The following is a 14,067-nucleotide window of genomic DNA, read 5'->3' on the forward strand; positions in this document are numbered from 1 at the left end:
GCAATGGCAATAAAAACGACAGACAAGGGATTCTGCCTCGATGGATGTTTTCGAGTACCGCGACGCCGTCATTTCTGACTACAAAGCCTTCACAACAAGCTTCACCAAGATCAAGGCTCCAGACATTAAGCAGTTCGTTCAATCGAACTACGATGACGGCCAGTACTGGCCTGCTCCACTAATCCAGCTGAACCCCTCGTTTGTTAAAGGCAATACGGTCGATCAGCTATGCAACGAGGGCATACTTCACCCCCAATGCGAAGATATTTTTCGTTTTGGCCGTGATGGCAAAGGCAACCCCGGTTTTAGTGCTCCGCTCCATAAACATCAGGCAGAAGCCGTCACAATTGCTCAGAAAAAACAGAGCTATGTGCTGACCACTGGCACGGGCTCTGGTAAATCGCTTTCCTATATCCTCCCCGTCGTGGATGCCGTTCTGAAACAGAAGCAGCCAGGCGATTCCGGCTCCATAAAGGCGATCATCATTTACCCGATGAACGCCCTGGTGAATTCTCAACTTGAAGAATTGGACAAGTACTTCCAACACCTTGGCAAAGAAAAGCCCGTTACTTATGGGCGTTACACCGGCCAAGAGAAGGATGAAGAGCGCCGCGCAATGGCGCAGAGCCCGCCAGACATCATCCTGACCAACTTTATGATGTTGGAGCTTCTCATGACCCGGCAGGATGATCTCGATCGGTCAGTCATGAAGGCAGCAAAAGGGCTTAATTTTCTGGTTCTGGACGAACTGCACACCTACCGCGGACGACAGGGGGCGGATGTCGCCATGCTGGTTCGCCGGGTCCGTGAGGCGCTCAACGCTGACGTCTTGTGCATTGGCACTTCTGCAACCATGGCGAGTGAAGGCACCCTCGCAGCCCGTAACGAAACCGTTGCGCGAGTGGCAAGCAAGTTATTCGGTGCGGAGGTAAAACCAGAAAACATCATCACGGAAACGCTGCAGCACATCACGCCCTTTGATCAGAAGCCATCACAGCAACTCCTGTCAGAAGCACTCAAGGCTCCCGTTCCTAAAAACCCGGACTTTAAAGCACTGCGGGAACATCCGATTTCCGGTTGGGTAGAGCTAACACTAGGGCTGCAAAAAGAAGAAGGGAAATGGGTACGCGCCAAACCACAAAACCTCAAATGGGCTGCGCAACAGCTATCAAAGGATTCAGGCCAACCCGCGGATCTTTGCGAGAGCTATTTAAGAGATTTCCTGTTGCTGGCCTACAAAGTCACTGATCATCAAGGTAAGCCTCTTTTCGCCTTCAGGCTTCACCAGTTTATTTCCGGTGCAAACAATGTTTTTTCCACCTTGGCCCCAGAGGGCAAGCGAGAATTTGATTTAAGCGGACAAATTTACAAACCGAATGAACGTGAAAAGCGCTTCTATTCGCTACATTTTTGTCGTCAATGTGGCCAAGAATACCACCCGGTATGGCACAACGATGACGAGGGCCAGCCCAACCTCTCACCTCGCCAGATTAACGAAAAAGACAACGAAGGTGACAACCAAAACTGGGGCTTCTTTATGTTTGATCCCCAGCGTAGCTGGGATGACGGAGATCCAGAACGATTTCCCGAAAATTGGTTTGAAGAAAAAAAGGGCGAGCTCAGGCTTAAGGGAAACTACAAAAAATTCTGTCCAAGGGAACTGTATGTTTTGCCCAGCGGTAGGTTGGACCACGAGGGAACGCCCGGATGGTTCATTCCGGGCAGCTTCCGCTTTTGCCTTAACTGTGGTGTCACTCACCAGGCGCAGGGCAAAGACTCGAATCGTCTGACTTCGCTCAACGGTGAGGGGCGTTCCTCAGCCACTACCGTGTTGGCCATATCCTCACTGAGATACATGCTCGAACGGGATACCCAGCTTTCTGAAGAAGCGAAAAAGCTACTCGGATTCACTGATAATCGGCAAGACGCATCGCTTCAGGCTGGCCACTACAACGATTTCGTACAAATCCTGTTACTCCGGGCTAGCCTGCTCGCCGCCACGCAGCAAGCCCCGGAAGGCTATCTCACTGACAGCAACCTCTCGCAAGCCGTTTTCAATGCCCTCGGCTTCGACAAGGATGGCTCTGATTATCTGGAAAACCCTCTAGCCAAAGGCCCTGGCCGAAAGAAAGCCGAAGAGGCCATGCGCAACGCGCTTTCGTACAGACTCTACTTCGATTTGCGTCGTGGATGGCGATTTAACAACCCGAATCTTGAACAGCTCGGCCTATTAGATATCGACTACGAAGGCCTCGATGAACTCGCAGAGGATCAAGAAGAGTGGGAGGAGTTGCCATGCACCGAGCTGGCACAGGTCAAACCAGAGAACCGAAAAGCAGCTCTGCGTGCTGTCCTCGACACTATGCGCCGCGGACTGTGCGTAAAGAGCCGATTCCTCGACAGCATCCAACAGGAGCAGATTCGCTCTCAAAGCTTCACCTACTTGAAAGAGCCTTGGGGCTTCAGCGAGGAGGAGATGCTCCAATCCAGCGGGTACCTGCTGCTGGGCGGAAAACCTAAAAACCTGAAGACCAATCCCAACTTTGTCAGTGGCTCCAGCCGATCAGCACTTGCACAGCTACTCAAAAAGTCGGCTGTCTGGGGCGACGACCTGGTCCTGTTGCCCAAAATCAACGACAAATCTTATCCGGACCTCATAGAAAGCCTGATGAAAGTGCTGGAATCCTATGGGCTGGTCGAAAAGGAAGAATACGACAAGGATCAAACTGGTTACCAGCTACTGGGTGAGTTTCTGCAATGGCGCGCCCACGATAAAGACATCAAGCTCGACCCGACAGACCCTTACCGTGCTGACAACGCCTATTTTCGTAGCCTGTACACCACGCTCTGTGAGCTTTTGAAAACCGGTAACCGAACACTGTTCGACCTCGAAGCACGGGAACATACTGCCCAGGTGAACCCGGAACAGCGAGAAGAGCGAGAGAAAGCTTTCCGGTCGGCCGAGCTACGCACCCTATTCTGCTCCCCGACCATGGAGCTCGGCGTAGACATCGCAACCCTGAACACAGTTTACATGCGTAACGTCCCCCCCACGCCTGCAAACTATGCTCAACGTTCGGGACGAGCTGGCCGATCTGGACAACCCGCGCTGGTCCTAACCTATTGCGCAGCGCTTAGTCCACACGACCAATATTTCTTCACCGACCCGGTTCGTATGGTTCACGGCCATGTCAGTCCACCAACACTGGACCTGGCAAATGAAGAACTGGTGGCCAGCCATCTCCACGCCGTGTGGCTGAACGAAACGAAAAAAGCCCTTCCCAAAACGGTGAATGACATGCTGAACATGTCGCAGCCGGAAACCATGCCGTTGCTGGATGAGTTCCGCCAGCAGATGGATACAGATGAAGTTCGGGTCTCCGCAGCGCAACGTGGCCTCAACCTCATGAAGATGCTGGAAACTGAACTCATCGCTGCACAAGGGGTGTGGCTGAGCAGCGAAGCCAACATTCAAACTGCTTCCTCGGAGTGGCTAACCAACCAGATCAAAGGTTCCTTCTACAGCTTTAACAATGCGCTGAATCGTTGGCGGGAACTCTATGCATCCACTCAAGAACAGCTAAACAAGGCTCACGCGGTTATCGCCAATCCGGCCGCTGGTGAGAGGGACCGAAAAGCTGCTGAACGTCGCTATAACGAGGCTCGTACACAAATCAGTCTCCTGTTAAACGCTGAGTCTGGCCAGAACTCGGATTTCTCAACCTACCGCTACCTGGCCAGCCAGGGGTTCTTGCCTGGTTATAACTTCCCTCGCCTCCCATTGCTGGCTTATATACAGGGCCGACGTGGCAGCGTCGGCAGAGACAGCTTCCTTGCGCGCCCCCGCTTCCTGGCCATATCCGAATTCGGTCCTCTTAGCCTGATCTATCATGAAGGATCGCAATACCGGGTGAAGAAAGTGATGCTCGGCGTCCGGGATGGACAGGATATGGATAGCCCCGGTCTGGTTAAAGAGGAAGCCAGGCTATGCCCGGCGTGCGGCTATGGCCATTTTAAGCAACAGCTGCATAACGAACTGTGCGTTGCCTGCGGCACCCCCATTGAAGGTGGTAAACGCATCGACAACCTCTACCGGATCGAAAACGTTAGTACTCAGCGGGTTCTGAGAATTACCTCTGATGAAGAAGAACGCCAGCGCCAAGGCTATGAAATGCAAACCACCATGCAATTCGCTACTCGCGAAGGAAAAGCGCGCGTTGTAAACGGCGAAGTTCAAAACAGTCATGGCGATAAACTGCTGGCCATCCAATATGCCCCTGCCGCTACAATATGGCGAATCAACCTGGGTTGGAGACGCCGGAAAGAAGAATCCATATACGGTTTCAACATCGACACCACCACCGGCATGTGGAGTAAAGACGAACAAGCGCCACAAGACGAAAACGATGAAGCCTCAAAAGAAGAGCGTTACATCGAACGAATAACACCCTACGTCGAAGACAGGCGTAACATCCTGATGGTTCACCCTGATGGCTTCATGGATACCGGTCTGCTTACCAGCCTGCAGTACGCCCTCAAACGCGGAATAGAAGAAGAGTTTCAGATTGAAGAGTCTGAACTGATGGCAGAGCCACTACCAAATCGGGCAGACAGGCGCGCTGTGCTTTTCTATGAGTCTGCCGAAGGCGGTGCAGGGGTTCTTACCCGATTGCTGAGCGACAGCACGGCGTTGTCCCGTGTCGCCAGGCGCGCCTTGTCCATTTGCCATTATGAACAGAACGAAAGCGGCCAGTACCAGAACATCAATAACGACTGTGAGGCCGGCTGTTACCGCTGCCTTCTCAGCTACTACAACCAGATGGATCACATAGAGATCGACCGTCAGAACCCGGAGTTGGTAATGCTTTTGGAATCGCTAATCGATTCCACCATTGTTACCTCAACCGACGGCCGTAGCTACGAGGACCACTATGAAGAGCTCCTGAAATTGAGCGGCTCCACCCTGGAAACAGCATTTCTAGCTCATTTGAAAAAACAACGGCACCATTTACCGGATGAAGCCCAGAAGCTAATCGAAACCTTCAATACCCGGCCGGATTTTGTTTACAGGGACCACAACGCTGTCGTCTACATTGATGGTCCTCATCATGAAAATCCTGGTCAGCAAAAAATCGACGCGACACTCACCGCCGAGCTGGAAGATAACGGCCTGACCGTGATTCGATTCAGTAAGGAGCAAACGAGCTGGCCAGCCATTATTGCCAAATACCCGGATATCTTTGGAGCCGCCCAAGCATGAGTAATCTAAATTTCAATCCTGGTTCTATCGTTCGAGCCAGGGGACGTGAATGGGTTGTACTACCCCAGAGTGAAGGGAAGATTCTGCATCTTCGGCCGCTTGGTGGGGGTGAAGAAAAACCAACAGTCCTGCTGCCTGAACTCGAAAGGCAGCCGGTAGAGCCAGCAACTTTCCCGTACCCGGACCCAACGCACGCTGGCATACAATCCGCCGGATTGCTCCTGCGTGATGCCCTTATGTTGAAGCTCCGGGCGGGTGCCGGTCCCTTCCGAAGTTTTGGAAATATTGCCATCGAGCCACGAGCCTATCAGCTCGTGCCACTTATGGTAGCTCTCAAACATCAGGTTGTTCGCCTGCTGATCGCCGATGACGTAGGGATTGGTAAGACCATCGAAGCGGGGCTGATAGCCCGCGAATTAATGGATCGCGGTGAGATCCATCGACTCGCGGTTCTGTGTCCGCCTCACCTTTGCGAGCAGTGGCAAAAGGAGCTTAGCAACCGGTTCCATATTCAAGCAGAGATTGTGCGCTCAAGCACAGCTGCTCGACTGGAGCGTGGCCTACCTGCAGGTACGTCGATTTTTACCGAATACCCCTTCACCATCGTGTCCCTGGATTACATCAAAAGTAAGAACCGCCGGGATGCGTTCGCAGAACAGTGTCCTGAATTCATCATCGTAGATGAGGCCCATACGTGCTCGCGCACCGGTCAGGGCCGCCAGCAACGATACGAGCTCCTGCGTGATCTGGCGGATAATCCTGAACGCCACTTACTAATGCTTACAGCCACACCCCATAGTGGCGACGAAGAGGCTTTCTACAACCTGCTTTCATTGCTGAATAAAGATTTTGCCAAACTCAAAGACATCACCAACGCGCAACACCCTTTGCGCCAGAAACTGGCCAACCACTTTGTTCAGCGACGAAGAGAGGACATCAAAGAATGGCAAGAAGGCGGCCTCTTCCCTGAGCGTTTCACCGCAGAAATTACCTACAAGCTTTCAGGTGAATGGGCAGATATATTCCAAGAGGTATTGGATTACGCCCGAGAACTCGTGGAGAGAGAGGAAGAAGGCACCTTAAAGGCCCGCATGAACTGGTGGGCTGCTCTTGCTTTGCTTCGGTGCATATCGTCTTCACCCCAGGCAGCCATTAGGGCTCTCAACACACGGATTGATAACGCCTTTGGTGGTAACGAAACAGAAATGACCGAATTACAGCAGGCCGAAGTACTGGAAACCCAGGGCACTTCCACCGTGCTGGATGGCGGTGAGGATCTGGACAGCGCTGACGACGTAGAACCCGGCGCCGCAGTTACCGAAGACTTGGCTAGGCTGGAGGCACTTGTAGATCGGGCCCGGTCTCTTAAATCGAACAACGACCCGAAGCTTAAAGCACTGACCAAACAACTAAAACCAATGTTGGAAGAAGGCTACAATCCGGTCGTTTTTTGTCGATACATTGCGACAGCAGAATATCTTGCCGACCAACTGAAAAGCGCCTTCAAAGACCGCAACGTCATCTACGTGACCGGCAACCTGACACCTGCCGAGCGTCAGGAAAAAGTTGAGGCTCTCAAGGATAGCGACAAACCTCCACTAATGGTTGCCACTGACTGCCTTTCCGAAGGGATCAACCTGCAAGAGCAATTCACTGCCGTTGTACATTATGACCTGAGTTGGAATCCCACCCGCCACGAACAGCGGGAAGGCCGAGTAGACCGCTTCGGGCAGCAGGCAGATAAGGTCAAAACCCTCATGTTGTACGGGGAAGACAATCCCATCGATGGTGCAGTTCTCCAAGTCATCATCCGTAAGGCGGACAACATCCGCAAAGCACTGGGGGTATCGGTACCGGCGCCTGAAAACGAACAACGCTATATGCAAGCCATCCTCAATACGGTGCTTTTGCGTAATCAAGGCATGCCTTCAACCGGGGACCTGTTTGCCGATGACGAAGAGCTTCAGCAACTGGAAACAGAATGGGAATCCGCCCGAGAGAAAGCTCGGCGCAACCGCACCATCTTTGCTCAAAACCGGCTTAAACCGGAATCCGTGATGCCAGAATGGCAAAAAGCTTTTGCCGTACTGGGCACTAACGAAGATGTGGAGCGTTTCGTTCGTAATGGTATGGAGCGACTCGGTGCCCCCCTGCACCCTCAGTCCAATGGAACATGGCAGGCGCCCCTAGCGCACCTGCCCCTCACTCTGAAAGAACGGCTCGACACCGCCGGGTTGATGCATCTGCGCACCATGGACTTCACTTACCCCACGCGGGGCCGCGCCGAGTTTATTCACCGCACCCACCCCTTGGTCAGCCACCTGGCAGATTACTTGTCAGAACTTGCCATGGCTGGCGAAGAGACCCAAATCGTTGCCCGTGCTGGAGCTATCTTCACCAGGGAAGTTGAAACCCGAACGACCATATATTTGTTGCGATTGCGCAGTCGTCTGACCATTCGCCGCACCCAGAACGATATGACACGAGCCCAGGAAATGCTGGCCGAAGAAGCACTAGCCGTTATGGTAAACCGGCAGGGTGAGCCGGAGCTGCTTGAAAAGGCAGATATGCTCCGGCTGATGCAACTGCCTGTGAGCAAAAACATGGCGGATGAGGCCCGTACTCGTGAGCTAAATCGAGCCGTAGATGCCCTGCAGCATCTGACACCTCGATTCGACGCCATTGCGTACCAACGCGCTGAGGCCGTTCTGGCCGACCACCGCCGCACCCGTGAAGCCGCCGATGCCCGAGGTAGCTACAGCGTACAACCTCAGCTGCCGGTAGACGTGATGGGCGTATACGTATTGGTACCAGACGCAGGCCTGCTTTAACCCAGCACTCACTTGGCACATAAGAAAAGAAGTAAGGAAGACGATCCATGGCAAGCGCAACACAACAAGCCTTTGAGTCTATTCGTATTGTAGGTGGGCTGCTGGGTAGCAAAATTCTGCATGATTTGCGGCAATTCAGCCTGCCTGGTCAGGACCGTCAAGCTTACGGCGTAGAGCCAGGTCTTACCTTTAACGATGAGATAGGCCGCTACTGGATCATTGCCCGTGGCCGCTGGCGGGAATTTCAACAAAAGAGTCAGCGTGAGGATATCACCAGGAAAAGTGTCACCGTTAACGATTGGCTGGTCCCTCTTCTCACCCGTGTTCTCGGCTATGAGATAAGCCCCTGTCAGCGGAAGAAAATGATTGGTGAAAGGGAGTTCCCGATCAGCCATGAGTCTTTTTCCGGCGCCGTTCCCATTGTTCTCTGTGGGTCGGATATAGACCTGGATACAAGCGATCCTCTGTTCGGACAAGAAGGTCGTAAGCGCTCTCCGATGGGATTGGCACAGGAATACCTAAACGCACAGGATGATAGCCTGTGGGCCATTGTGAGTAACGGGCAAGTGTTGCGGCTACTACGCGACAACCCGGCGATGACCCGCCCTGCCTACTTGGAAGTGGACTTCGCGAGACTTTTTGAAGAAGACAACTACGCTGACTTTGCCACGCTCTGGCTGCTACTTCATTCCAGCCGCCTCGCACCTCAGGAAGATCTGCCGGAACATTGCTGGCTTGAACAGTGGCGGGAAAAGGGGCACGACGAGGGCGAGCGCGCTCTAGATAAGCTGCGCTATGGCGTAGCCGATGCCCTGCGCCAACTGGGCACTGGCTTTCTGGCGCATCCGGCTAATACTGACCTGCGACACAAACTCAGTGCCAACGAATTGAGCACCGAAGCCTACTTTCAGCAGGTGTTGCGTCTGGTATACCGTTTTCTGTTCCTGCTTACCGCCGAAGACCGGGGCATCGCATTGCTGCCCGCCAAACACGAGGGCCACGATTACCGATCTGCAAGAGCGCTTTATGAGACCGGCTATTCCATTTCCACACTCCGGGATAAAGCCCGCCAGCGCAGGCACTACGACCATCATACGGATGCTTGGGAATTGCTCGGGGTCACCTTCGACGGATACGCGAACGGCCAGCCCCTCCTCGCTCAACCGGCACTGGGTGGGCTGTTTGCTCACGATCAGTGCAAAGATTTGTCGAATAGCCAGATTGAGAACCGGTACTTGTACAGCGCCTTGTTCAACCTCTGTTACTTTGAGCACAAGGGCATACTCGCAAGAATCAATTATCGGGATATGGACACCGAGGAGTTTGGCTCAGTTTACGAATCCCTGCTGGAGCTGATTCCCCAACTCCATACCGAAGGCCCATGGCGTTTCAGTTTTATCGGTGATGCAGAAGACGAGGCCGCCGCCTCTGGCCACAGCCGAAAGCTGACCGGTTCCTACTACACTCCGGATGCTCTGGTACAGGAGCTGATTAAGTCCGCACTGGAGCCAGTCATCAAAGACAGATTAGCGGCGAACCCGCAAAGCCCGAGGGACGCACTGCTCACTATTACAGTGTGCGACCCTGCCTGTGGTAGCGGCCATTTCTTGCTTGCTGCCGCCAGACGTCTCGCGAAAGAATTGGCTCAGATTGATTCTGGCTCGGACCAGGCAACCGAAGAGCATTACCGGCATGCAATGCATGATGTCGTGCGGAGCTGTATTTATGGCGTAGATTTTAACCCATTAGCAGTAGAACTTTGTAAGACAGGTCTATGGCTTGAATCCATTGAACCCGGAAAGCCTTTGAGCTTTTTAGACGCACATATTCAAAACGGTAATTCCTTGTTAGGGATTACCAACTTGAACCAAATCTCGCGAGGAATTCCCAAAGAAGCTTTCAAAGCTTTGTCTGGCGATGACAACCAGTTTTGTAAAGTACTATCCAAGACCAATACTAAGCACCTGAAAGCGTTCCGAGGTGAAGATGATGGTCAGACCTTGTCTCTCTTACTCGAAACTAGATCAACCCTCGATGAACTTAAACAATTGGAAGATTTACCCGAGGAGACAGTCGAACAGATTTCAGCCAAGAAAAACGCGTTCTCGGAATATCGCTCCCACCTGGACGACAGCCGACTCAAACAGGCGGTCGACCTATATATGGCTGCCTTTCTGGTGCCCAAGGATGGATCAATACCCGCGCAACAGATTCCTGACAGCCAGAATCTTTATTTAGCGCTGCACACGGACCAAGCAAAGGAACAACTTGAACATGTATCTCAGCACGCGAAGATTCGACGAGCTCAAAACGTCTGTCGGGAGTTGAAGGTTTTTAATTGGCCGCTCGCCTTCGCCCAAGTATTGAGCGGACCTTCCAAAGGTTTCGACTGCATCCTTGGCAACCCGCCTTGGGAGCGAATAAAGCTCCAAGAGGAAGAGTTTTTCTCCTCACGATCTACCGATATTACTGATGCCAAAAATAAATCGGAGCGATCTCAGCGTATTGATTGGCTATCCCAAGGCCTATTGGCGCATCACTTATACCCGGGGCATGAATACAGCAGTGACGCTAGTTCAGCAGAAAAACGTCTTTACCTAGAGTTCATAAAAGCAAAACGCACATCTGAAGCACTAAGTGTGTTTGCCCACGTCAAAGGTAAGGATGCGGGGCGGTACCCCCTTACCGGAGTTGGCGACGTGAACACATATGCCCTCTTTGCGGAGACAATTCATCAAATTCTGTCGCCGAGAGGAAGAGCCGGGGTCATAGTTCCTTCAGGACTCGCTACAGATAATTCTACGAAAGAATTTTTTGGTGAGTTGGTTTCTAAGCGTTCACTATTCAGCTTCTTCGAATTTGAGAACGAAGGTTTTTTCAAAGGTGCTGGACAGGGTCATATGCTCCGCTTTGCTTTGACCACACTACTTGGAACTAATTTATCGGTCAGCGAAACCAGCTTTATGTTCCAGGGCAAGAAAATAGCTGACCTAAGGGATCGAGAGCGGGTATTTAACTTGAGCGCTGAAGACATCAATCGAGTTAATCCCAACACACGAACCTGTCCAATTTTTCGGTCTCGTTATGATGCCGAAATAAATAAAGAAATATATAAAAGAATCCCAATTCTTATTCAGGATGAGCAAAATGACAATTCAGAAATAAATCGCTGGGGCATACGATTCGCTTCAATGTTTCACATGTCAAATGATAGCCATTTATTCAAAACGCACAAAGATCTTACTGAACTTGGATACCAATTAGAGGGAAATATTTTCCAGAAAGGTGAAATGGCGTATCTACCTGTTTACGAAGCCAAGATGATCTATCTTTTCAATCATAGATATGGCAGTTTTGAATCATCTCTGGATAAGCGACCACATGTTCTTCCCCGAGTTCATGATGATATTTTTGATCAGGGATATTGCGCGCTGCCTTTCTATTGGATTGGCAAACATCATGTTGAGAAGTTTTTGAAAAATCACAATCACATGCACGATTGGTTCTTTGGTTGGCGGGATATAACGGATGCCAGAGCTAGCGCACGAAGCACAATAGTATCTGTATTTCCAGCGTATGGCGTGGGTAACAGCTTACCTCTTATGCTTTTTTCAAAAACTCTATCAACTCGATTGTATGCATGCCTTCTAGCTAATCTAAGCTCACTAGTATTAGATTATTGCTCAAGAATGAAAATCGGTGGATTACACCTGAACTACTTCGTAATGAAGCAGCTTCCTGTACTCGACCCAAAATCATATACGAAAGACGACCTGGACTTCATAGTTCCCCGTATTGATTATCTAACAAGCACGAATTTCGAGATGTCAGGCTGGCAGCGTGAACTCGATGTAGTACCCGAAAAGCATAATTTCGCCTCATCAAAGCGGATAGTGGTTCAATCCGAACTAGATGCATACTATGGACGCTTGTATGGACTTAGCCGAGAGGAAATGCAGTTTATCCTTGACCCTGAATCAATAAAGCCAGGCTATCCCTCTGAAACCTTCGCCGTGCTCAAGCGCAGCGAGGAGCGAGAATTTGGTGAATATCGTACCCAGCGGCTTGTTCTTGAAGCTTGGGACAAAATCGAACGCGGCGAGATAGCGTAATGCTGACCCACTTGAAACTAGACAACTTTAAAATTTGGCGCAGCACTGGGGCTATGAGACTGGCGCCAATCACATTGCTTTTGGGCACCAACTCCTCTGGCAAATCTAGTCTGATCCAAAGCTTACTTCTGATTCGTCAGACGGTTAAATCTGATGATCCAAATATAGACCTCGATCTTGGTAACCCCGATGAAGGCGATTCAGTCACACTCGGTCAATTCCGTGATGTGCTCTGTCGACATGGCGTAGCAAGCCCCAGCAACCCGGCTAATCAAATTGGAATTGAATTTCGATGGCGAGACCCCGCTCCAAATATTGGTACCGCAATATTCTCCTCACGTTATCGCAAAGGTAATGCCGGGAGCGCTGAGCTCGATTACTTGCGTATAGGGGTCGAGAACCAAGGATATACAGTCGAACGCCGAAAACCTGGCGTTTATCGTCTGCAGCTAGCCGATCAAAAAAAACCAATAGGACAGAGCGAGGACTTTCGACCAGAGCGCTCGTTTGCCTTCTCAGCAGCTGCATTGGCAACGCTAGGAATGCCCGCCGAGCAAATAACCCATATAGGTCCGGCCCTCCTCAATGAGCTTAGCAAAATCATATACTTGGGCCCCGTACGCAAACTGGCGCAGCGTGACTACGTTTGGGCAGGAAGAATGCCCTCCAGCATAGGCGATGACGGCTCTAAAGCCATTGATGCCTTGATCGCTAGTGGCGTCGCGCTTCAGAAAGCCCGCAAAACTGGCAAGCCTGCGCCTCAGGAAGCTAATCTCTTTGAGCAGACCGTTTATTGGCTCAAGGAAATGAATCTCGCGGACGGCTTAGCGATCAAATCATTGGGTAATTCCGCACGCTATGAACTTCTTATCGAAAACTACGGTGAACAATCCAACATAAAAGACGTAGGTGTCGGGGTCTCCCAAGTGCTACCAGTCATTGTTGCTGCATTGCATGCCGAACCCGGACACATCGTGATTGTAGAGGAACCAGAAAGCCACCTACATCCTCGGGCCCAATCAGTCCTAGCCAATCTAATTGCACAGGTAAGCAAAGAGAGAAGTGTGCAGTTTATTGCAGAGACCCATTCAGAGCACCTCTTTCGCCGCATGCAAACCTTGGTCGCCCGACAAGATCTAGAACCAAAGGATTCTGCTCTCTATTTCGTTGAACGCGAGAAAAACCTTGCAAGTCTTCGGGAATTGGAAGTAGACCAAGTGGGCAAGATTAAGAATTGGCCAGAATCATTCTTTGGAGACGCGTTGGGCGAAACCAGAGAGCAAACGAAACTTTCGATTCAAAGAGCCAAGGAACTGAGGGCGAAAAATGGATCTGTTTCTGATTGACACCAATGTGATGCTTGCTGCCAGTGCAGTGCATGATTTATCACTGGTGGCAAATAGGGCAATGCCAGAAGAGATCGAACTGCGGGAACAGATCTTTGACTGGCTCACGGACTTCGATGAAAGAGGCCACGGGATTCTGCTTGATGAAGAAGGGCTGATTCGAGATGAGTACGACCGCAATCTTCCCTTTAATCATCAGGAACAGGAGTATGGAATGTTGGTCCTGCAGAATAAACTTGATCAGGGATTAGTTGAACATGTTCCGATTGAAGCACTTGAAGCAAACGGGGAACATATTGCTTTGCTCGCTCCTGAACACGAGAGCTTGGTTCCTGACCGAGAGGACCGAAAATGGGTGGCGTGCGCTTTAGCGTCAGTGGATTATTACGAAATTTCTCCACCTATCGTTTATGGTGCCGAAACGGACTGGTATGTAGCTTCCGAATCGTTAACAAAAATAGGAATTCTTTTTGTGAAGCTACTGCCCGATAGCTGGTATCAGGAACGAATTTAATACG

6 protein-coding genes are annotated in these 14,067 nt (G+C 51.2%); 5 read left to right on the forward strand and 1 reads right to left on the reverse strand.

The annotated features are described in order from the left end of the window. Window positions 1–40 precede the first annotated feature (40 nt). Window positions 41–5,260, forward strand: a complete 5,220-nt coding sequence (locus ACTRWH_RS09450) for a DEAD/DEAH box helicase (RefSeq protein WP_462826348.1) — start codon at window positions 41–43, stop codon at window positions 5,258–5,260. A gap of 59 nt (window positions 5,261–5,319) precedes the next feature. Here the strand turns inward: ACTRWH_RS09450 and ACTRWH_RS09455 are convergent, their stop codons facing one another. Then, window positions 5,320–5,601, reverse strand: a complete 282-nt coding sequence (locus tag ACTRWH_RS09455; protein ID WP_462826349.1) for a hypothetical protein — start codon at window positions 5,599–5,601, stop codon at window positions 5,320–5,322. On the opposite strand from ACTRWH_RS09455, the gene ACTRWH_RS09460 reads away from it, so the two are divergent. From ACTRWH_RS09460 to ACTRWH_RS09475, 4 genes are read left to right on the forward strand one after another with little or no spacing between them, the layout of a single operon-like run. Then, complete coding sequence (locus ACTRWH_RS09460) at window positions 5,584–8,091, forward strand: helicase-related protein (RefSeq protein WP_462826350.1); 2,508 nt, start codon at window positions 5,584–5,586, stop codon at window positions 8,089–8,091. The genes ACTRWH_RS09455 and ACTRWH_RS09460 overlap by 18 nt on opposite strands. Before the next feature lie 47 nt (window positions 8,092–8,138). After that, window positions 8,139–12,203, forward strand: coding sequence for an Eco57I restriction-modification methylase domain-containing protein (locus tag ACTRWH_RS09465; RefSeq protein WP_462826351.1), 4,065 nt, complete (start codon window positions 8,139–8,141; stop codon window positions 12,201–12,203). After that, window positions 12,203–13,549 (forward strand): DUF3696 domain-containing protein, encoded by a 1,347-nt coding sequence (locus tag ACTRWH_RS09470; RefSeq protein ID WP_462826352.1) that lies wholly within the window; start codon window positions 12,203–12,205, stop codon window positions 13,547–13,549. The genes ACTRWH_RS09465 and ACTRWH_RS09470 overlap by 1 nt, the downstream gene beginning before the upstream one ends. After that, window positions 13,530–14,063: a hypothetical protein gene (locus tag ACTRWH_RS09475; RefSeq protein WP_462826353.1), complete on the forward strand. Its 534-nt coding sequence runs from the start codon at window positions 13,530–13,532 to the stop codon at window positions 14,061–14,063. The genes ACTRWH_RS09470 and ACTRWH_RS09475 overlap by 20 nt, the downstream gene beginning before the upstream one ends. The last annotated feature ends 4 nt before the right edge of the window (window positions 14,064–14,067 follow it).

The sequence above is a fragment of the Marinobacter sp. G5_S1_61_S3 genome, from assembly GCF_054968585.1.

Coding starts and splice junctions, on each gene's coding strand:
- ACTRWH_RS09450 (WP_462826348.1), top strand. CDS start 41: ATGGATGTTTTCGAGTACCGCGACGCCGTCATTTCTGACTACAAAGCC.
- ACTRWH_RS09460 (WP_462826350.1), top strand. CDS start 5,584: ATGGTAGCTCTCAAACATCAGGTTGTTCGCCTGCTGATCGCCGATGAC.
- ACTRWH_RS09455 (WP_462826349.1), bottom strand. CDS start 5,601: ATGTTTGAGAGCTACCATAAGTGGCACGAGCTGATAGGCTCGTGGCTC.
- ACTRWH_RS09465 (WP_462826351.1), top strand. CDS start 8,139: ATGGCAAGCGCAACACAACAAGCCTTTGAGTCTATTCGTATTGTAGGT.
- ACTRWH_RS09470 (WP_462826352.1), top strand. CDS start 12,203: ATGCTGACCCACTTGAAACTAGACAACTTTAAAATTTGGCGCAGCACT.
- ACTRWH_RS09475 (WP_462826353.1), top strand. CDS start 13,530: ATGGATCTGTTTCTGATTGACACCAATGTGATGCTTGCTGCCAGTGCA.